Below are 17,344 nucleotides of genomic sequence, written 5' to 3' on the forward strand. Positions count from 1 at the left end.
GACGTCAGTCGGCCCGGTTTTCAAGAGGGAACCAAAGCGTGGCGTGACGGTTTAAATTCGACACCAACAAACCCGCGAGGCGAAGCGTCATGCACTGTTTCTGGTGGGATAAAAGCGTCGAACTCAGGTTCGGTGAGACGGGCAATTATCGCGATGTGAAGAGCACGCGCGAGGCTGTCGAATGCCTGCTGGTGCGCTGGCCGCTGCAGGAGGGACGAGCGCTCGCCGCAGCCAAGCGGATGTGCCTTCAGGCGCTCGAGGGCAAGGTCGACACGGAAAAGGCCCGTCGTGCCTTCATCAAGGCCGCGGAAGAGGCGCATATCTCCATCCGCAGCCATTAAGCGCGTCGTAATTGAATGTACTTGTTTTATGCTGCCGCTGCCCCAAAACCGCTGCACACTTTTCTGCGGCATGCATTAGACTGCGATGCGGGCCAATCGGTCCGACGGTGAGCGTAATGAGTTCTCCCGAGTTGAGCCGTGAGATGCGGGCGAAAACCGCGCATGTCCTCGTTCATCCGGTGCGTGCCGTTCAGGCGCACGAAGGACGCTGTAACTTTTGAACGCTGCATGGTTCGCCGCCCATGCATGAGATCCGGCTCATCGTATCCAGGGCAGGATACGGCACTCCGCGCGGCTCGGCGCGCTTTTCGCGTTCGCAAGCGAACGCCCGCAAGGAAGCGAACGATGTACGAGATTTCATGGAGCAAGCCCGTCAGCGTCAGCATGTTGGACGGCCGATGCCGAACCGTCATCGGCCCGCTCGACGCCATGAAGTGCCTGCAGAGCGAATGGCCCGTGCGCAACGGCGCCTATTACGGATGCGCGCTCCGCGCCTGCAATGCGGCGCTGCGGGGCAAAAAGCCGCCCGAGGAGTCGCGCGCCGCCTTCATCGCCGCCCTTCGCGAGGCCTTCCTGACGCTCCTGCCCGAAGCGCAAGAAGAGGTTAAAGGCGATGGAGACAGGCCCCTGGAATGAATGCGTTCCGGTCCGCATGGCTGACGACGCGAAGATACATATGGTCTCCAACACCCGCCAGGCGGCGGAACTGCTCGCCAACCGCTGGCCGATCCACCGCGGGAGGGCCTATGAGAACGCAATCGGCGTCTGCCAGACGGTGCTCGAAGGCGACTGCCCTTCCTATGTCGCGCGAGCAGCCTTCGTCGCCGCAGCGAAGGAAGCGAACCTCCTGGTGGTGCATTGACCCCGCATCGTCGCCGCACGTCCTGAGGCGGCCTGCCTCGCGCCGCGGAACCCTTTCTGGTCCGCGGGGGTTCTCAATGCGGATGAAGTGACAGCCGGGTAACGCCATGTCTCAGACCATCGACAAATTCAACCAGTTTGCAACCAGCGTCGCCGCCTATGCCGGGCGGCCGACGACTTTTGCGATCGCGCTTGCCGTCGTCGTCCTGTGGGGTCTCTCCGGGCCGCTCTTCGATTTTTCCGAAACGTGGCAACTGGTCATCAACACGGGGACGACGATCGTCACGTTCCTGATGGTTTTCGTGCTGCAGAATTCCCAGAACCGCAACGACGCGGCGCTGCAGGCCAAGCTCGACGAACTCATCCTGACGAGCTCGGCCGAGAACAGCTATATCGGCATCCAGGACCTGGACGAACGCGAGCTCAAGCGCCTGACCGAGCTCCTGAAGGAACACGCCGAGGACGAAGGCGACCAGGCGCTTCACCGAAAGGTATCCCGGGCGGCCGGCAGGCATTCGAAGAAACCCCGCGGCAAGGCGAAGGAGCGGCGCGAACGGGCGGCGTCCGGCTAGCGCGCGGCCGATATCAAGACGCGCGGCCGCCTGGAACCAAAGAGAGCTCGCAACCGTTTGCCTCCTGTCCGCTGCGCGATCGGCGCAGCGACGCGGGTGTTCCCGCACCCCCGTTAAGCATCAAGGAGGACGATGGCATGCATCTCGTCGGTACACAGGTCATTCCGGAACAGGGCGGAAAGGCAGGCTTCACCGTCGAATTCGTCGGCGAAGGCGGCGATGTCGTCTCCGTCTCGATGCGCAATGATGCATCGGGGAGCCTGAACCGGCTGAACGCGATCGACCGGGCAAAGGTCGTGATGCGCGAACTCGCGAGCGCCGATACGAGCGCGATCGAGGATGGGTCTGGGGACGGGCCGCAGACGGCGCGGATGACGCGCAGCGCGCGCCACACGAAGGACGCCGCCGAGATGGAGAGACAGCTCGACGAAGGCCTCGAAGACAGTTTCCCGGCGAGCGACCCGGTTTCGGTGACCGTCTCGACCATTCCCACCGATCGCGCAAAGAAGCAGTAAGCCATGAACAATGAAGAGCCCGTTGCCCTCGTCACGGGTGCCGGGTCCGGGATCGGCAAAGCCACGGCGCTTGCCCTTGCCGGCGACGGCATCCGCGTCGGCGTGCTGGCGCGGACCCGGGCCGACGTCGACGGGGTGGTCGCCGCGATCGCCGCCGCGGGCGGCCGGGCGCTTGCCCTCGGCGCGGACGTCTCGGACGAGACGCAGATGCGCAATGCCGTCAACGAACTCATGACGGAATTCGGCCGGCTCGACATCGTCGTCGCCAATGCCGGCATCAACGGGGTCTGGGCGCCGATCGACGACCTGAAGCCCTTCGAATGGGACGAGACCATCGCCGTCAATCTGCGCGGCACCTTCCTGACCCTCAACGCCACGGTCCCCTACCTCAAGCAGAGAGGCGGCGCCGTCGTCGTCGTATCGTCGATCAACGGCACCCGCACCTTCACGACGCCAGGGGCGACCGCCTATGCCGCCACCAAGGCGGCGCAGGTGGCGATCGTCCAGCAACTGGCCCTGGAGCTCGCAAAGCACCACATCCGCATCAACGCCGTCTGCCCCGGCGAGATCGAGACGCGCATCGACGAGAGCACCGACCTGCGTCATCCCGAGGAAACCGCGATCCCGGTCGAATGGCCCGCGGGTCAGGTCCCGATCACCGGCGGCAAGCCGGGGCGCAGCGAGGACGTCGCCGAGGTCATCCGTTTCCTGGCCTCGGATCGCGCCCGCCACATCACCGGCAGCCCGATCTGGATCGACGGCGGCCAGGGCCTCCTGCGCTAATTTTAGTCTAGCCTCGGTCCGTCCCGGCAACCGCATGAAGAAAGGGCCCTGCCTGGGGGACGGCAGGACCCTTCCTTGGACATTACTGTCGCGGAACGCGCGGATCCGTAGGGGCTTTGCGGAGAGGGAACTTATTCCACGCGTTTCCGACGATCAAACCCGGAGGAATGCGATTTGTTCCGGCTGCAGCCCAAAATCGCGATCGTGGCGCGCTCTTCCGCGCCACTGACCAAGCGCTGCGCCGCCGCCGTCGCCTCAGGGGAATGGCGGAGCCAATGAATCGTTAACCATCTCCCCGATAGAGGTGGTCTCGAGCCGAGCGCGGGGTGATTCGATGGCAATGGAATGCAATGAACGGACGAGCGGGACCGAGGGCGGAGAAATCATCGCCTTTCCACTCGCGGCGCGGGCCGGCGACGTGGAACGCTGCGCGCGGGAACTCGACGGGATTCACGGGAGCGCCGCGGTGGACTACTGGAAGGCGGAATGCCGCAGGCTTGCCCGTCAGCTTTCCGCGCTCGGGCTGCCGGAGGAGGAGATCCGCCATCAGATCCTGACTTTCCAGGCGGAAGTCCAGATCGCCATGGCCGAGCGCTACCGGACTGAGCTCGCCGAGCGGAGCCGATCCGACAGCCGCACTTGACCGCTTCCCTCACCCTCCGGTCCAGCAGCGCACGCTGAACTTGGCCTCTTCGGCCGCCTTGATGAAGGCGTCGCGCGCGGCATCGGGAGCATCGAGCCCGTCGATCACCCGATCGCAGGCCGCCAGGGCATCGCGTTTGGCCTTGCCGTCGGGGAGCGGCCAATGGTTTTTCAGGCAGAGAAACGCGTCCCGCGTGCTTTGCACCCGAAGCACGCGCCGCGGTTCCTCGAGGATGACCGCTTCGCTCCACAGACGATCCTGCGTCAGGACTTTCACGACGACACTCCTTCGAGCTGGGCCGGCTCCGCCGCCGGGCGGTTCATTCCATCAAGAATGAGGCCGCCGAGTTCGGGGTTCACGCGGGCGATGTCCGCGAGCGCGATGATGCCGGCGGCATGGCGTTTCTCGTCGACCACCACCAGGCGACGTATCTGAAGGTCGTGCATCTTCTGCGCCGCGAGCAACAGGCTGTCTCCCTCCTCGCAGCACTCGGCGGAAACCGTCATGAACTCGAACACCGCCGTCGAGCTCGACAGGCCCTTCGCCACCACCGAGGTGAGGATATCTCTGTCCGTCACGATCCCGAGGATCGTTCCGACACCGGGAGCCTCGACCGGCAGGGCGCCGACGCCGGCCTCCGCCATCAGCCGAGCGACGGATTGCGCCGTATCGGTCGGAGAGACCGTGAAGACCTGGCGCGACATCACGTCCCCGACACGGGCCGGCTTGTCCTCATGGCCTGCCATTGCTCAGGCTCCTCCCATTGATCGACGCCGGAACGGCCACTTCCTCTTCCGTCGACTTCTTGAGAGTGAGATCGACCCGATAAGGGACGATGACCTGTGGCTGCCAGGTGTTCCGACCGGATTTCTTCGGATGTGGATTTTCAGGCGGCCGGGCAAACCCCGGGCGCTTCTGCTTCAGGCGATATCGCACGATACGCTCCCTTCTCTTGCGTCGGCACGCGGTTGAAACCGCAGTTTTGAGGGGTAACGCACGAACACGGGAGCGGTTCCCGGGAATCTTTCCTACGGCGACCTTAGAAATTGCGGCATGTCTTTGTCCTTCAATCGAGGTCGACCAAAGGAGACATGCAGGCCGCGACATGCTTTCTTGATCTGGCTAGACCTCCGAGGCTGCCTGCGCGCGCGCCGTCGCGTCCTCGAGAATGGAGGTGATTTCCGCAGTCAACGCGTTCTGCCTCGCAAAGGCCTCGGACGGCACGATGCCGGGGTCCTCCTCGTGGTCCTGGACGATCTCCACTTCCTCGAGGAGGCGGTTGATCTCCGACCACAGCTCATCGTGGCGCGCGAGGGCGGAAAGGACGGCGACCAGGATTTCTCGGTGCGCCGCCAGCCGAAACTCGACGTTCTGCATGTGAGCCTCACGATACTTCCCTGAGGGAGGGGAAGCAGGCATCTGGGGTGGAATCACATGTGAGCGCGTTCCGCTCCAGCTGCCGGCTTCCGCGCGATCTTACTCGAGAACCTCCACGACGACATGTGTCTTGGGATTGACGATGACCCGCTTATTGTTGACCACCGCAAAGGCGAAGTCGGGCTGATCCGGGATCGGCGTGACTTCCACGACCTCGGGGACCGGCTGGCCCACGACGATCTCGCCCTCATAGGTGACGGAAGGTACATTCTGCTCCATTACATAGGTCCGCACTTCGCCCGGCAACACGACTGTCGTCTGGGCGAGGGCCGACCCGAATGACAGGAACAGGGCGACGCTCATAGAGGTGATTCTCTTCATTGCGTTCCTCCTTTGCGTCTCTCCAACCCGGTTATGCCACCTTTGGTTCCCGCCTGTCCCGCGGCGGCCCTGCAAGCCGTGCCGGAAAATCGTCCCCTGCGACAGGAACCAAAGCGCGGGTAAAGGCATTTTCCCACGTCACCCGTTACATCACAGGCAAAAGGGGCGATACTCGCTATGCCTGCCACCGGCAGCCACGAATCGCAGCCGTTACCATTGCTTCAAGAGCAAGTAGTCGATCTGATCCCCGCATTGCGGGCGTTCGCCCGCACTTTCACATCGGCTACGTTCGAAGCGGACGACCTCGTGCAGGAGACGCTGCTGAGGGCCTTGCGCAGTATCGAGCAGTTCGAACCCGGCACGAGCCTCAAGTCATGGCTGTTCACGATCATGCGCAATACGTTCCGCACGCAGTACAAGATCCGCATGCGCGAAGGTCCGGGCGCCACCAATTGCGCAGAGCTGCCGATCCCGACCGCGCCGTCGCAGGAATGGTCGGTCCTCAACGGCGAGTTGCGCACCGCGCTTGGGGCCCTTTCTCCCGAACATCGCGAAGTTCTCGTGCTCGTCGCCGGCTTCGGGATGAGTTACAAGGAAGCCGCCGACGTCTGTGATTGCGCCATCGGCACGATCAAGAGCCGCCTCAGTCGCGCCCGCGACGAATTGACGGCTCAGATGCACGGAAATCCCCTGAACTGAGGCTCGTTGAAGTTCAGCAATCCCAAGGCAATCTCAACCCCGTCCCGGCTTCGGCGGCGCGCCGGATGGGCGCCGCAATTTGCGCGACGCACATGGGACGGTCGTGCACCATCAGCCCTTTCGGTCGTCGAGCGCCTTCTGCAGCTTCCGCGCGAGTTCGAGAAGGCGCGAAGGAACCGTCTCCCTCCGTACCTCCTCCATAAGCAACGCGATTTGCCTGTCGAGGGTCTCGTCCGCGTCCGGGTTTGCGGGAGCCTTGGTATCGCTCATTCGGCCGTCCTTAGAGCATTTTGCAGTCAGGTGGAATCCCCTGACGTCGCACAAATGCGGCAACAAAAAGATAGAGCGGTGGCGCGAACGCATGTGAGTGCATCCCGCTCTAGTCGCCCTCGAGCCCGTCACCGCAACGCCGCGCGTCTCTCATCCGACACGCGAAGATCGCTGCAGCGCCTTGAATTGCTGCATGTGTTTGTCCTTGAATCGAGGTCGGACAAGCACATGTACTAGCCGGAACCATGCCGCACGCCCTGCGTCTTCCCGCATTCTGCGGATCGTTCCCCGAAGAACCATCGCAGCCGGCGACATGCAACGGGACCTCGAAAACAGACTATTGTTCCTCTATCCCGCTGTAAATCATGAAAAACAACAGGGCCGCGCCGCCGCCCGGTTCCGCCGACCGGAACATCGAGGACAGTCAACACTTTGCGCGCAAGAGCGGTAGTACTACTGCAAGCCCTGCGTCGAATGACGCTCAGGCCGCGGAATGCGACAAGGAAAGTGGGTTTCTCCCCGGCTCGGACGAGTCGCGCTCACTTGTCCGAAACGTGCTCTTTCTTTCCCTTGCGCTTGGTCGAGGCCATTTCCTCGAGTTCTTTTTCCGTCATGGATTCGACCATGCTTCGAGAGGCGCCCTTGAGCTCGCTCTTTTTCGTCTCGCCACGCTTGGCGGCCAGCGCGGCGCCGGCAGCCTTTTGCTGCGCCTTCGATTTGGCAGGCATGTCCTGTTCCTCCAATCGTGCGATCCCGGAGCTTGGGTGTCACCCGACGCGCCTCCGACGGTCGCGAATTCACCATGCCCGGAACCGCCAGAGTTGGATTATGTTCCGCGCCGAATGCAGCCGGCGAACGCACTGGGCAAAGTGGGAGGAGCTATTGCGCTTCGGCGATGCTCTTTGCCAGGATCTTGTCGATCCGGCGCCCGTCCATGTCGATGATTTCGAATCGCCACTCGCCGAATTCGAAGGTCTCGCCGACATCGGGCAGGTGTCCGAGGATGTGCAGCGCGAAGCCTGCGATCGTGTGATAGCCGCCGTCTTGCGGCCGGTCGTGGAGCTTCAGCCTTTCGAAGGCGTCATGTGCCGGCATCATGCCGTCGATCAACAGCGAGCCGTCTTCGCGTTCGATCACGTCCGGCTCCTCCGTTTCGAGGTCCGGCAGTTCGCCGGCGATCGCCTCCAGCAGGTCCGTCTGCGTGACGATGCCTTCGAGGCTTCCATATTCGTCGACGATGGTCGCCAGCCTGACCGGCGCGGATTTGAAGCGCTCGAGCACGCGGAAGACGGGCGTCCCTTCGTGCAGGATCAGGGGCTGCCGGACGACCCCGAGCGGATCGAGCGACCCGCCGTCGAGCAATTGGTCTAGCAGATCCTTCTTCAGGACCATTCCGACGGGTTCATCGATGTTGCCGCGCCCGACGAGCAATTGCTCGTGCCGGCATTCGCGGATCGTCTTCAGCATCTCGGCCGGCGGGTCGTCCGCATCGATCCAGTCGACGTCGACGCGCGGCGTCATGAAATCGGAGATGCGGCGGTCGCCCATGCCGAAGATTCGGTGGACGATTTCCTGTTGCGCCACGTCGAGAAGGCCTGCCTCGTGGCTCTCGGCGACGAGAAGTTTGAGCTCGGCGGGAGAATGCAGCGAGGCCTCGCCCGTCCCGGTGCGCAGCCCCGCCAGCCTGAGCACGACGTTTCCGAGCCCGTTCAAGGCGAGGATGGCCGGGCGCAGAAGAAACAGGAACAGGCCGAGCGGCCTGACGACGGCAAGGGCCGTGCCCTCGCTTCTCTGGAGTGCCAAGCTCTTGGGCGCAAGTTCGCCGAGGACGATGTGGAGCGCCGTGATGATCACGAAGGAGACCGCGACGGCAACGGCGTGCGATCCGGCCGTCGCCCAGGCCTGCGGCAGGATCCCGAGGAGCGGCTCGATCAGATGGGCAAGCGCCGGCTCGCCGACCCAGCCGAGCGCCAGCGACGAGATCGTGATGCCAAGCTGCGTCGCCGCGAGGTTGGCGTCGAGGTTGTCGACGGCGCGCTGAAGCGCCACTGCATTCATCCTGCGCTGCGTCACCAGTTCGGTCACGCGGCTGCGCCGCACCGACACCAGGGAGAATTCCGCCGCGACGAAGAAGCCGTTGGCGGCCACCAGCAGGAAGACGGCCAGAATTCCGAGGAAATCGAATAGGCTACTGTCAGGGTTAGGCATGTTCTCCTTTCGGGCCGCAAGCCCGGCCCCGCAATTCCGACGAGGCGCGAGTGTAACACGCCGGTTTCGCGCGAGCATGTAATCGGTGGCGAAGAAAATCGTTTGCGGGAGGCAGGGCTCGTGCGAGGGCGATGCCCCCCGACCGCAAAGGCGCGGGGTTGCGGCTTCAGGATGGTTGTTCGCCTCTGCGCGTCGAAACGACGAGCGGCGCCGCGGACAATCAGGTGCGCTCGCGTCGTTTCATTCGCCGTTCAGCGGCCGCCTCGAGCGCGTCTTTCACGCTCAATGACCGATTTCCGACGCTGCCGACATCAGCTCGTCCGGGTTCAGCGCCCGGCAGACATTTCCGCCTGCGTCCTCGACTTCGGTGAAGCTCCAGCGCACGACCCCTTCCCTGTCGAGCAGGAAATGGCCGACGAGCTGCATACGCCCCGCCAGGCTCACCTGCTGATCGGCTTCCATGATCTCGTATCCGTCCTTCTTGATGAGCAGTTCGCCTGCATCGTACGGGTTCATCGGCTCGGGCAATTCGCCCGGACGATCGACCCGCAGTGTCGTGACCACGTCCATTCCGAGCTTGTGCGGCCAGTCCGTCTCGTGCTCCGTGAACTCGACGATGGGCAGGCCGAAGGCACGGTGCGAGGCGCGTACCGGATCGGATGCGGCAAGGAGGTCGCGGATCGGATGGTAGCGGAAATAAAGCCGCGCCCGCTCGACGGGCGTGTTTACCACCGCCAGCGACTGGACGCCTTTTTCCCGCAGGGCCGGGTTGAGTTGCGCCATCGCCGCGACATAGCGCCGGCAGAAGGGGCAATGCAGGCCTCGAAACAGACCGATCAACAACGGACTGTGGCCGCGAAAATCATCAAGCGAGATTTTCCCGTCGCGCGAGATCGCATCCAGCACGATGTTCGGAACACGCTCGCCCGGTTGTAACGGATGGTCGACATCAGGCGTAGACATGGACAACCCTCCTCGTCCTACCGCATGTCCCCGTAAATTGAGCTCGACCCGGGAAACCCAAATGCGGCAATTCAAAGTCTACAGCGATCTTTCGCGCGTCTGAGGAGACGGCGGCGCCGTAGGGATCAGGCTACATCGGCAGCACGGGAGGAGTGGCAGGGCCAGATCGGGACCGGCCCTCGTCGAACCGTACGGCCAGGATTTCAATGTGAGAATGGCCCCACATCGGCCCGCGGGCAAGCGACTAGACAGCGAATCGTGATCCGCCGGAGACGCGAAGCGTGGCGGTCGGATCGCCCGCGGCTGACGGCACCCCCGCCAACCAACGGCTGATCTGTTGCTACTTACTGTTGCCTTAGTCGGCGTCTAGGCAGTCCCTTGTGCGTCGCAACATGAAACGCAGGCAGACCCCTGGCTGCCAACGAGGAGTGAGATTGCCGATGGCTGACCATGATCCGCGCAGAACACGCATCGAATGCCTGGACGGGCTTCGAGGACTGGCGTCCCTATGGGTAATGATCGGCCATGCGCTTTTGTTGACGGGCTGGCGCCTTCCGGTCCTGTCGGAGCCCGATCTCGGCGTCGACCTCTTCATCATGCTGTCCGGCTTCCTGATGGTGTTTCACTATCGGCTGCGTGCCGGCAAGGAGCCCTGGGATCTGCCCTCGACCTGGAGAAGCTTCTGGATCCGGCGTTTCCTGAGGATCGCGCCGCTTTATTATCTTCTCCTGGCTGTCGCCTTCCTGCTCGGCGCCTGGCTGTTCGAATCGAGAACGATCATCGACGCCTTCCTCGACAGAACGCCGCAATCGCCGGCGCGCTACCTCGACAACGGCCCGACCAACGGGCTGATGCATGTCAGTTTTCTTTTCGGGCTTTCTCCCGACTACGCCTACCGCACACCTCTGCCGGACTGGAGCATAGGGCTCGAAACGCAGTTCTATGCCGCCTTTCCCTTCATCATGCTTTTGCTGAAGAAATGCGGCTGGCTGAAAGGCGCGCTCGTCACTGCCGTCATCGCCGGCGCGGTCGTATCGGCGACCTGGCTTCTGGGCGTACATTTCCCGATGCCGGCATTCCTGCCGCTGAAGATGCATATTTTCCTTTGCGGAATGCTGCTGGCGCTTGGCCTTCACGCGGATGGATCGAGGGCCGCGCTCCACGGCGCGGCCGCCGTCGCGCTCGCCCTTCTGCCCGTCGGCGGAGACATGACGGCGACGAAGATGCTGATGCGGGTCATGCTCGTCGCCACCTTCTTCGCGCTCCTCTATCCTCGCCTGCTCGGCGATGCGCTGGGTGGCGGACTGGACGCCCTATCCTCCTCGCTTGGAAACCGGTTCTTCCATTGGCTCGGCGAACTCTCCTTCGGCGCCTATCTCTGGCACCTCATCTTCCTGCAGCCGCTTGCCGCCTTTTTCATCAGCGCCTTCGGCGACACGCTCGCCGCGCCCGCGCGCTTCGCCGCGGTGACCGCCCTTCTGGTGCCGCTGGTCTACACGGCCGCCTCCGTCACCTTCTTCGCGGTCGAGAAACCGGGTCAAAGATTGGCCAAGCGGCTGATCGGCAAGAGGAGGCCGCAGCCGGTCGGGGCGTGAGTGGGCAATTGAAATTCGCCCTCGACCTCAAGCTTACTTGAATGGCACGGCGCCCTATAGCAACGTCTTCTGGTTCGCCACAAACGTCGCGTGCCACTTCGCCAGCCTCGACACCGCTTCCTTGATGAACGCCGGGTGGGTGCCCGGAAGGAACTCGATCTTCGGCGCCTTGCCGTCGAGCCGCAGCCGCGCGAAGACGCGGCCGGCTTCGTCCTTCAGTTCCTCCGGCGTTTCCGGCTCCGGCTTCTCCTTGTGCGAAAGGCGGTTGAAGACAAGCTGGAATCGCTCGTCGGTGTCGGCAGCGCGGAAGCGCGGCGTCGCGATCTCTTCCTCCGCCTGCCGGCGCGCCTCTTCCGTTTCGATCAGCGTGCCGATCGCCATCCAGCGTTCGCGGCCGGCCTTCGGCGCCGGGCCGATGGCGCGGGCGAGCTGGTGCGGCACGCTGTCGGCGACCTGCAGCAGGCGCGAAAGTTCGCTCTTCTGCACCGCAAGCGCGTCGCCGATCACCTTGCGGTCGAAGCCGCGGGCGGCGAGTGCGGCGGCGAACAGCGCCCGCTCGATGAAGGAGAGGTTGCGCCGCTCGGCATTTTCCTTGCCTTGGGCAAGCACCAGTTCGTCGTCGGAAAGCGGCCGGACGATCGCCTTCACCTGGAGCTCGAGCCGGCGCACGGCCTTCAGGCGGCGATGGCCGTAGGCGGTCTGGTAATGGCCCTGCTTCTCCGGGTGCGGGCGGACGAGGATCGGCGATTGCTGGCCGTTCTCGCGGATGCTTTCGACGAGCGCGAGGAAATCCGGATCGTCCACTTCGCCGTCGGTCAGCCGGTCCTCGATGAAGGAGGCCTCGATCACGGCCGGATCGAGCGAGACGACGCGCTCTCCCTGCGTCAACGCTTCGCGGAGCGCCCTCGCCTCCTCGGCCTCGCGGGTGATGCTGCCGAGCGACAACCCCATCGCCTTGACCGCCCCGGAGGCCGTGCGCGGCGGGTTCGTGCCCGGCTGGCTGTTGACAGATGTCAACGGGCTCGCCGTCGCGCTCGCCTCGTCGGAGGTGGATTGCGGGGCGGCGGTCGGCGCGCCGCCCATGAACAGCGCCCGCAACTCGTTCTTCCGGTTGTTGCCCGCCATGTCCTAGCGCCTCCAGGCCGCGTGAATGAGAGCCTCGATCTCGCCGTTGACGGCGTTGAGCGACTCGATCGCTCGGTCATAGGTCGCGCGGGTGAAATTCTCCCGGCCGACTTCGTAGAGCGTCTGCTTCGTCAGCCCCGCATCCGAGATCGCCGTCGACTTCACCATGGCCGAGGTCAGCACCCGGTCGCCGAAGAGCGAGCGCATGAAGCCGACGATCTGCGCCTGCGGCCCGTCATTCGGCTCGAAGCGGGTGACGAGATAGCGCAGGAAGTCGAAATTGAGCTCGCCGCCCGCCTCGCGCACGACGCTCAGGAGGTCCGAGGTCATGTAGAGGAACTGGTTCATCGAGGCGACGTCGAGCATCTGCGGATGCACGGTGACGATCACCGAGGTCGAGGCGCAGAGCGCCGACAGCGTCAGGTAGCCGAGCTGCGGCGGGCAGTCGATGACGACGACGTCGTAGTCGTCGGCCACGCTCGCGAGCGCCGTCTGCACCCGCGCGAAGAAAAGCGGCCCCGCATCGGCGCCGTTCTGGCGGGCGCTCAAGGCTTGCGGCGTCGTGTGCTCGAACTCCTGCAGTTCGAGGTTGCCCGGCACCAGATCGAGCCCGTCGAAATAGGTCTTGCGGATGATGTCCTTCAGCGGCCGCGCCTCGGCATCGTAGCGGATCGCCCCGTAGAGCGTGTCGTTGCCGGTGAGGTCCAGTTCCGGCTGATAGCCGAACAGCGCCGAGAGCGAGGCCTGCGGGTCGAGGTCGACCGCCAGCACCCGGTGGCCGGTGAGAGCCAGATATTGCGCCAGGTGCACCGAGGAGGTCGTCTTGCCGGAACCGCCCTTGAAGTTGGTGACGGAAATCACCTGCAGATGCTCGCCCCGGGCGGGATCGCGCCATTTCAGATAGCCGCGCGCCTTGGCGCCATTGCCCTTGGCGAGCGCCTGCTCGGCAAGGTGCTGGCGCAGCGCATTGATGTCGGAGAGCGAATAGGAGCGCCGGCCGCCGAGGCCGGTGTCCGGCTGCGGCCCTTCGCCGGCAAGCGAAAGCTGGCGCAGGTAACCGTCGGAAACGCCGATCAGCCTGGCGGCTTCCCCGGAGGTGAAGCTCCTCAGCGTCTTCGTCGCCAGCGGCGGGAACAGGCGGTCGCGCATCGCCTTCAACTGTTCGGAGAGCGCCCGCGCATCCTGAGCGATCGCCTCGTCGGCCGGCCGGCGATATCCGGCGCTCGCGATCTCCCCGCCGCCGCTTGCAGTTGCGGCTACGGCCGCCGATGCCGTCATATCCATCGTCAAATCTCCTCGTGCATGCCGCAGCCGCGCCCGCCAACCGCGCCGCTGCGCCCGCCGCATTCCCTTACAGAAAATCGCTGGGCTACGCCGAAATACGGAATATGCGATCTATTCCGTTACAGGAATGATTCACCCTCTGATTCGCGTCAAGCCATTATCGGCAGAATCGGCAGCGAAGAATGCGCAGAACTATCGGTTAGGCGGCGCGCGGCCATAGAGCAGCAGCATCACGATGATGACGGCGCCGTAGACGATCTGGCGGCCGGCCTCCGGCATCTGCATGACCGAGAGGATGGATTGCAGCAGCGTGATCAGGATGACGCCTGCGACCGTGCCGAGATAGGAGCCCCGGCCGCCGAGGATCGACGTGCCGCCAAGCACGACCGCGGCGATCGAAGGCAGGAGATAGGCGTCGCCCATCGCCTGCGCCGCCTTCGAGGCATAGCCGGCGAGCAGCACGCCCCCGAAGGCGCTCAAAGCCCCCGAAAGGACGAAGGCGGTCATCACCACGCGCCGCGTGCCGACGCCGGAGAGAAAGGCGGCGCGCTCGCTGTTGCCGATGCCGTAGACGGCGCGGCCGAACGCGGTGCGCGTCAGCAGGAAGATCATCGCCGCGCTGACCGCGAGCCAGACGAGAATGGCGTTCGGCAGCCCGGGAACGAGCGCGCCGGTCGCGAGCCACCGTACCGCCGGTGGCGCGGAATCCTGCGGCGAGAAGCCGCCGGTATAGACGACCATCAGTCCCTGCGCCACCACGTTGGAGGCAAGCGTCACGATCATCGAAGGAATGCGCAGGTAGGCGACGCCGACCCCGTTCAAGAGGCCGATGGCAACGCCGCAGAGAACGCCGACGGGAATGGCGGCGACAATGCCCATGCTGCCGAAGCCGGCGGCAGCGCAGGCCATCATGGCGCCGGTCGTCATCACCCAGGGCACCGACAGATCGATATGGCCGAGCAGGATGACGACCATCATCCCGGCGGCAACGACGCCGAGAAAGGAGGCGACCTTGAGCTGCTGCAGCAGATAGTCGAGGGAGAGGAAGTTGCTCGAATAGAGGCTGCCGAAAAGCAGGAGAAGCAGGATGCAGCCGAAGGCGGTGAGCACGGCGGGATCGGCGCGGCGGAGAAAGCCGGGCAGGCGCGCCCTGATCGACACGCGGCTTTCCGACGTCTCGCTCATTGGAACCAGTCCAGACGATTGCGGACGCGCAGCAGCGCGAGCGAGCCGATGCTGACGGCGATCATCAGCACGATGCCCTGGAGAAGCGGCTGCCACAGCGGGTCGACGTCGAAGGCGAACAGCATGTCGCCGGTGGTGCGGGCGGCAAAGGCGCCGAAGATCGCCCCGACGGCGCTGCCGCGGCCGCCATAGAGCGACACGCCGCCGAGCACCACCGCCGCAATCGACCAGAGCGTGTAGGCGCTGCCGCTCGCATAGGCGGCCTCGCCCGTGTAGGTGAAGAAGGTGAGGAACAATCCTCCCATTCCGGCGAGCAATCCTCCCAGAAGATAAGCCATGAACTTGCCGCGGCGGATCGGCACGCCCGACATGAAGGCCGCCTGCTCGGAAGACCCCGCCGCATAGGCCGCCCGGCCGATGACGGATCGCCGGAAGGGCAGCCAGACGACGAGGACGACGGCCGCAAGCGCGACGAGGCTCGACGGGATCACGCCGAAGAACCGCCCGGTCAGCGCATCCGCAAGCGCCTCGTTGACCGAGCCGCCGGGATAGGGCCTCAGGAGCAGCGCGAGGCCGAAATAGATGGCCCCGGTCGCAATCGTCGCGACGATCGGCTGCAGACGGCCGTAGATCACCAGCAGGCCGTTGAGCGCGCCGCACAGGGCGCCGACGACCAGCACGGCCGCGGCGCCGAGCGCGGTCGGCAGCGCCGCTCCGACGACGATCCAGGAGGCCAGGCAGTTGGTGAGCACGAAGATCATCCCGACCGAAAGATCGATTCCGGCAGTGATCACCACCAGCGCCTGGGCCATCGCGACGAAGGCCAGCAGCACGCCCTTGTTGGCGGCGGTGTGAACGACGTTCGCGGTGAACCCGGCCGGGTGGTTAGCGACATAGACGGCGAACATTGCGAGGAAGATCGCGAGGCCGGTCAGCGTGCCGCGTTGTTCGCCGAGCCAGTAGCGCCATTCGTTCATGCCGCGGTCTCCGCCTGCCCGTCGCCGACGTTGAGCGCGCTCGCGATCAGCGCGCGTTCGTTGATCTCATCGCCCGCGAGCTCCCGAATGACCCGCCCGTCATAGAGCACCAGCACCCGGTCGCAGCAGCCGACCAGTTCGTCGTAATCGGTCGAGTAGAAAATGATCGCCGCGCCCGTTTCCGCCAGCCGCCGCAGCAGCCGGTAAAGCTCCTGTTTGGTGCCGACGTCGATCCCGCGCGTCGGGTCGTTGAGCAGAATGATCCGGGGCCGACGCATCAGCCACTTGGCAAGGACGACCTTCTGCTGGTTGCCGCCGGAAAGGGCAGCGACGGGCACGTCCAGCCCTGCGGTCTTGATCTCCAGCAGCCGCACCATGTCGTCGATCAGCTGCTCCTCCTTCCTGCGGTCGATGATGCCGCCCCGCGCCACGTGGTCGAGGGCGGCGAAAGAGAGGTTCTCGCGCACCGTCATCGGCAGCATCAGCCCCTCGGTCTTGCGGTCCTCCGGGATCAGCGCCATGGAAAAGGGTCGCTCACGCGCTTCCGCCGGACTGCTGATCGCCGCCGGCCGACCGTCGACGAGCACGGAACCGGTCACCCCGCGCAAGACGCCGAACAGGGCGAGGAGCAGCAGCCGCTGCCCCTGCCCTTCCAATCCGCCGAGGCCGACGACCTCTCCCTCGCCGACCGCAAGCGAAACATCGCGCAGCCGATCGGTCCAGCCGAGATTGCGGCATTCCAGCACCGGCGGCTTCCCGGGCGCGGCGGCCGGTTTTCCTTTCGGGGGAAAGACATGGCTGTATTCGCGACCGATCATCATCTCGACGATCTCGCTGTTGCTGCGGCTCCCGGCCGCGAAGGTCGCGACGTTGCGGCCGTTGCGGAAGACGGTGCATGTGTCCGCAAGCTCGGCGATCTCCTGCATGCGATGCGAAATATAGAGGATCGCAAGGCCTTCGTCGCGCAGGCGCCTCAGCACCGCGAAGACCTTGGCGACGTCGCCGGCCGTCAGCGCCGACGTGGCCTCGTCAAGGATCAGCGCCCGCGGCTTCAAGGCCAGCGCCTTGGCGATCTCCACCATCTGCCGACGCGACAGGGGCAGGTCCTTCACCGCTGCCCGCGGGTGAATGTCATCGGCGCCGGCGCGCAGCAGGGCCTCTTGCGCAAGCGCGCGCTGAGCGCGCCGGTCGATCATGCCGAAGCGGCGGGGCGGGTTGGAAATGACGATGTTGTCCGCGACGCTCAAGTCCGGGATCAGCGACAGCTCCTGGAACACGCAGGCGATCCCGGCCGCGGCTGCCTCCGCCGGAGACCGGAAGGTCACCTCCCGACCGTCTAGCAGCATGCGCCCCTCGTCCGGCGCGACCACCCCGGCCATGATCTTGATGAGCGTCGACTTGCCGGCGCCGTTCTCGCCGAGGATCGCGTGAATTCGACCCGGAACAACCTCCAGATGGGCATTTTCCAGGGCCCGGACGCCGCCATAGCGCCTAGATACGCCTTCCATGCGGAACAGCGGTGCCGATATCCCTGCTGCGCTCATCGATCGCCCCGATCCAAGTTG

The 17,344-nt window shown here is 64.8% G+C and carries 22 protein-coding genes; 9 read left to right on the top strand and 13 right to left on the bottom strand.

Translation table 11 applies throughout. The annotated features are described in order from the left end of the window. The first annotated feature begins 89 nt into the window (after positions 1-89). The 7 genes from ATB98_RS03765 to ATB98_RS03795 all read left to right on the top strand — a co-directional run bounded on the left by ATB98_RS03765 (position 90) and on the right by ATB98_RS03795 (position 3,715). Positions 90-341, top strand: a complete 252-nt coding sequence (locus ATB98_RS03765) for a DUF982 domain-containing protein (protein WP_066869241.1) — start codon at positions 90-92, stop codon at positions 339-341. 345 nt (positions 342-686) lie between these two features. After that, positions 687-977: a DUF982 domain-containing protein gene (locus tag ATB98_RS03770; RefSeq protein WP_066869244.1), complete on the top strand. Its 291-nt coding sequence runs from the start codon at positions 687-689 to the stop codon at positions 975-977. Next, a complete protein-coding gene (locus ATB98_RS03775) occupies positions 955-1,203 on the top strand; it encodes a DUF982 domain-containing protein (RefSeq protein ID WP_066869247.1) in 249 nt (82 codons plus the stop codon). Before ATB98_RS03770 ends, ATB98_RS03775 begins: the two co-directional genes overlap by 23 nt. A 106-nt stretch (positions 1,204-1,309) precedes the next feature. Next, positions 1,310-1,774 (top strand): low affinity iron permease family protein, encoded by a 465-nt coding sequence (locus ATB98_RS03780; RefSeq protein WP_066869249.1) that lies wholly within the window; start codon positions 1,310-1,312, stop codon positions 1,772-1,774. 137 nt (positions 1,775-1,911) lie between these two features. Further along, positions 1,912-2,289 (top strand): hypothetical protein, encoded by a 378-nt coding sequence (locus ATB98_RS03785; RefSeq protein ID WP_066869252.1) that lies wholly within the window; start codon positions 1,912-1,914, stop codon positions 2,287-2,289. 3 nt (positions 2,290-2,292) lie between these two features. Continuing rightward, positions 2,293-3,072: an SDR family oxidoreductase gene (locus ATB98_RS03790; protein WP_066869255.1), complete on the top strand. Its 780-nt coding sequence runs from the start codon at positions 2,293-2,295 to the stop codon at positions 3,070-3,072. A gap of 334 nt (positions 3,073-3,406) precedes the next feature. Further along, the gene (locus ATB98_RS03795) at positions 3,407-3,715 is read left to right on the top strand and encodes a DUF6074 family protein (protein WP_066869258.1); all 309 of its coding nucleotides are present in this window, start codon (positions 3,407-3,409) and stop codon (positions 3,713-3,715) included. A gap of 9 nt (positions 3,716-3,724) precedes the next feature. On the opposite strand, the gene ATB98_RS03800 is transcribed toward ATB98_RS03795, so the two are convergent. The 4 genes from ATB98_RS03800 to ATB98_RS03815 form a co-directional block, all read right to left on the bottom strand. Further along, on the bottom strand, positions 3,725-3,991 hold the full coding sequence (locus tag ATB98_RS03800) for a DUF982 domain-containing protein (protein WP_066869261.1): 267 nt from the start codon (positions 3,989-3,991) through the stop codon (positions 3,725-3,727). Next, the gene (locus tag ATB98_RS03805; RefSeq protein ID WP_066869264.1) at positions 3,988-4,461 is read right to left on the bottom strand and encodes a CBS domain-containing protein; all 474 of its coding nucleotides are present in this window, start codon (positions 4,459-4,461) and stop codon (positions 3,988-3,990) included. Before ATB98_RS03805 ends, ATB98_RS03800 begins: the two co-directional genes overlap by 4 nt. A gap of 376 nt (positions 4,462-4,837) precedes the next feature. Then, entirely contained in the window at positions 4,838-5,092 is a 255-nt protein-coding gene (locus ATB98_RS03810; RefSeq protein ID WP_066869267.1) for a hypothetical protein, read from the bottom strand. A 99-nt stretch (positions 5,093-5,191) separates the two neighbouring features. Then, complete coding sequence (locus ATB98_RS03815; protein WP_066869270.1) at positions 5,192-5,473, bottom strand: DUF1236 domain-containing protein; 282 nt, start codon at positions 5,471-5,473, stop codon at positions 5,192-5,194. 177 nt (positions 5,474-5,650) lie between these two features. Between ATB98_RS03815 and ATB98_RS03820 the strand changes: the two genes are divergently transcribed. Continuing rightward, entirely contained in the window at positions 5,651-6,172 is a 522-nt protein-coding gene (locus ATB98_RS03820; protein ID WP_066869273.1) for a sigma-70 family RNA polymerase sigma factor, read from the top strand. Between the two features lie 111 nt (positions 6,173-6,283). Here the strand turns inward: ATB98_RS03820 and ATB98_RS29420 are convergent, their stop codons facing one another. The 4 genes from ATB98_RS29420 to ATB98_RS03835 all read right to left on the bottom strand — a co-directional run bounded on the left by ATB98_RS29420 (position 6,284) and on the right by ATB98_RS03835 (position 9,613). Continuing rightward, positions 6,284-6,442, bottom strand: coding sequence for a hypothetical protein (locus tag ATB98_RS29420; RefSeq protein ID WP_167354051.1), 159 nt, complete (start codon positions 6,440-6,442; stop codon positions 6,284-6,286). Positions 6,443-6,981: 539 nt separating this feature from the next. Then, entirely contained in the window at positions 6,982-7,170 is a 189-nt protein-coding gene (locus ATB98_RS03825) for a DUF3008 family protein (protein ID WP_066869277.1), read from the bottom strand. A 151-nt stretch (positions 7,171-7,321) separates the two neighbouring features. Beyond that, positions 7,322-8,650 carry a hemolysin family protein gene (locus ATB98_RS03830; RefSeq protein ID WP_066869280.1) on the bottom strand — a complete coding sequence of 443 codons (1,329 nt, stop codon included), beginning with the start codon at positions 8,648-8,650 and terminating at the stop codon, positions 7,322-7,324. A gap of 282 nt (positions 8,651-8,932) precedes the next feature. After that, positions 8,933-9,613 (bottom strand): redoxin family protein, encoded by a 681-nt coding sequence (locus ATB98_RS03835; protein WP_066869283.1) that lies wholly within the window; start codon positions 9,611-9,613, stop codon positions 8,933-8,935. Between the two features lie 440 nt (positions 9,614-10,053). Between ATB98_RS03835 and ATB98_RS03840 the strand changes: the two genes are divergently transcribed. Continuing rightward, entirely contained in the window at positions 10,054-11,208 is a 1,155-nt protein-coding gene (locus ATB98_RS03840) for an acyltransferase family protein (RefSeq protein WP_066869286.1), read from the top strand. Positions 11,209-11,262: 54 nt separating this feature from the next. Here ATB98_RS03840 and repB read toward each other — a convergent pair whose 3' ends face one another. The 5 genes from repB to ATB98_RS03865 form a co-directional block, all read right to left on the bottom strand. Next, positions 11,263-12,333, bottom strand: a complete 1,071-nt coding sequence (gene repB / locus ATB98_RS03845; protein WP_066869289.1) for a plasmid partitioning protein RepB — start codon at positions 12,331-12,333, stop codon at positions 11,263-11,265. Positions 12,334-12,336: 3 nt separating this feature from the next. Further along, a complete protein-coding gene (gene repA, locus ATB98_RS03850) occupies positions 12,337-13,617 on the bottom strand; it encodes a plasmid partitioning protein RepA (protein ID WP_066869292.1) in 1,281 nt (426 codons plus the stop codon). Between the two features lie 192 nt (positions 13,618-13,809). Then, positions 13,810-14,802: an ABC transporter permease gene (locus tag ATB98_RS03855; protein WP_066869295.1), complete on the bottom strand. Its 993-nt coding sequence runs from the start codon at positions 14,800-14,802 to the stop codon at positions 13,810-13,812. After that, positions 14,799-15,779, bottom strand: coding sequence for an ABC transporter permease (locus ATB98_RS03860; RefSeq protein ID WP_066869298.1), 981 nt, complete (start codon positions 15,777-15,779; stop codon positions 14,799-14,801). Before ATB98_RS03860 ends, ATB98_RS03855 begins: the two co-directional genes overlap by 4 nt. Beyond that, positions 15,776-17,323: a sugar ABC transporter ATP-binding protein gene (locus tag ATB98_RS03865; protein WP_066869300.1), complete on the bottom strand. Its 1,548-nt coding sequence runs from the start codon at positions 17,321-17,323 to the stop codon at positions 15,776-15,778. Before ATB98_RS03865 ends, ATB98_RS03860 begins: the two co-directional genes overlap by 4 nt. Positions 17,324-17,344: the final 21 nt, after the last annotated feature.

The sequence above is a fragment of the Sinorhizobium saheli genome (genome assembly GCF_001651875.1).
GTDB lineage: Bacteria > Pseudomonadota > Alphaproteobacteria > Rhizobiales > Rhizobiaceae > Sinorhizobium > Sinorhizobium saheli.

Bases quoted from the DNA above. Each gene is read 5' to 3' on its own strand.
- ATB98_RS03765 (WP_066869241.1), top strand. From the start codon at position 90: ATGCACTGTTTCTGGTGGGATAAAAGCGTCGAACTCAGGTTCGGTGAG.
- ATB98_RS03805 (WP_066869264.1), bottom strand. From the start codon at position 4,461: ATGGCAGGCCATGAGGACAAGCCGGCCCGTGTCGGGGACGTGATGTCG.
- ATB98_RS29420 (WP_167354051.1), bottom strand. From the start codon at position 6,442: ATGAGCGATACCAAGGCTCCCGCAAACCCGGACGCGGACGAGACCCTC.
- ATB98_RS03785 (WP_066869252.1), top strand. From the start codon at position 1,912: ATGCATCTCGTCGGTACACAGGTCATTCCGGAACAGGGCGGAAAGGCA.
- ATB98_RS03810 (WP_066869267.1), bottom strand. From the start codon at position 5,092: ATGCAGAACGTCGAGTTTCGGCTGGCGGCGCACCGAGAAATCCTGGTC.
- ATB98_RS03770 (WP_066869244.1), top strand. From the start codon at position 687: ATGTACGAGATTTCATGGAGCAAGCCCGTCAGCGTCAGCATGTTGGAC.
- ATB98_RS03835 (WP_066869283.1), bottom strand. From the start codon at position 9,613: ATGTCTACGCCTGATGTCGACCATCCGTTACAACCGGGCGAGCGTGTT.
- ATB98_RS03815 (WP_066869270.1), bottom strand. From the start codon at position 5,473: ATGAAGAGAATCACCTCTATGAGCGTCGCCCTGTTCCTGTCATTCGGG.
- ATB98_RS03820 (WP_066869273.1), top strand. From the start codon at position 5,651: ATGCCTGCCACCGGCAGCCACGAATCGCAGCCGTTACCATTGCTTCAA.
- ATB98_RS03865 (WP_066869300.1), bottom strand. From the start codon at position 17,323: ATGAGCGCAGCAGGGATATCGGCACCGCTGTTCCGCATGGAAGGCGTA.
- ATB98_RS03795 (WP_066869258.1), top strand. From the start codon at position 3,407: ATGGCAATGGAATGCAATGAACGGACGAGCGGGACCGAGGGCGGAGAA.
- repB (WP_066869289.1), bottom strand. From the start codon at position 12,333: ATGGCGGGCAACAACCGGAAGAACGAGTTGCGGGCGCTGTTCATGGGC.
- ATB98_RS03830 (WP_066869280.1), bottom strand. From the start codon at position 8,650: ATGCCTAACCCTGACAGTAGCCTATTCGATTTCCTCGGAATTCTGGCC.
- ATB98_RS03855 (WP_066869295.1), bottom strand. From the start codon at position 14,802: ATGAGCGAGACGTCGGAAAGCCGCGTGTCGATCAGGGCGCGCCTGCCC.
- ATB98_RS03780 (WP_066869249.1), top strand. From the start codon at position 1,310: ATGTCTCAGACCATCGACAAATTCAACCAGTTTGCAACCAGCGTCGCC.
- ATB98_RS03790 (WP_066869255.1), top strand. From the start codon at position 2,293: ATGAACAATGAAGAGCCCGTTGCCCTCGTCACGGGTGCCGGGTCCGGG.
- ATB98_RS03840 (WP_066869286.1), top strand. From the start codon at position 10,054: ATGGCTGACCATGATCCGCGCAGAACACGCATCGAATGCCTGGACGGG.
- ATB98_RS03860 (WP_066869298.1), bottom strand. From the start codon at position 15,779: ATGAACGAATGGCGCTACTGGCTCGGCGAACAACGCGGCACGCTGACC.
- repA (WP_066869292.1), bottom strand. From the start codon at position 13,617: ATGGATATGACGGCATCGGCGGCCGTAGCCGCAACTGCAAGCGGCGGC.
- ATB98_RS03775 (WP_066869247.1), top strand. From the start codon at position 955: ATGGAGACAGGCCCCTGGAATGAATGCGTTCCGGTCCGCATGGCTGAC.
- ATB98_RS03825 (WP_066869277.1), bottom strand. From the start codon at position 7,170: ATGCCTGCCAAATCGAAGGCGCAGCAAAAGGCTGCCGGCGCCGCGCTG.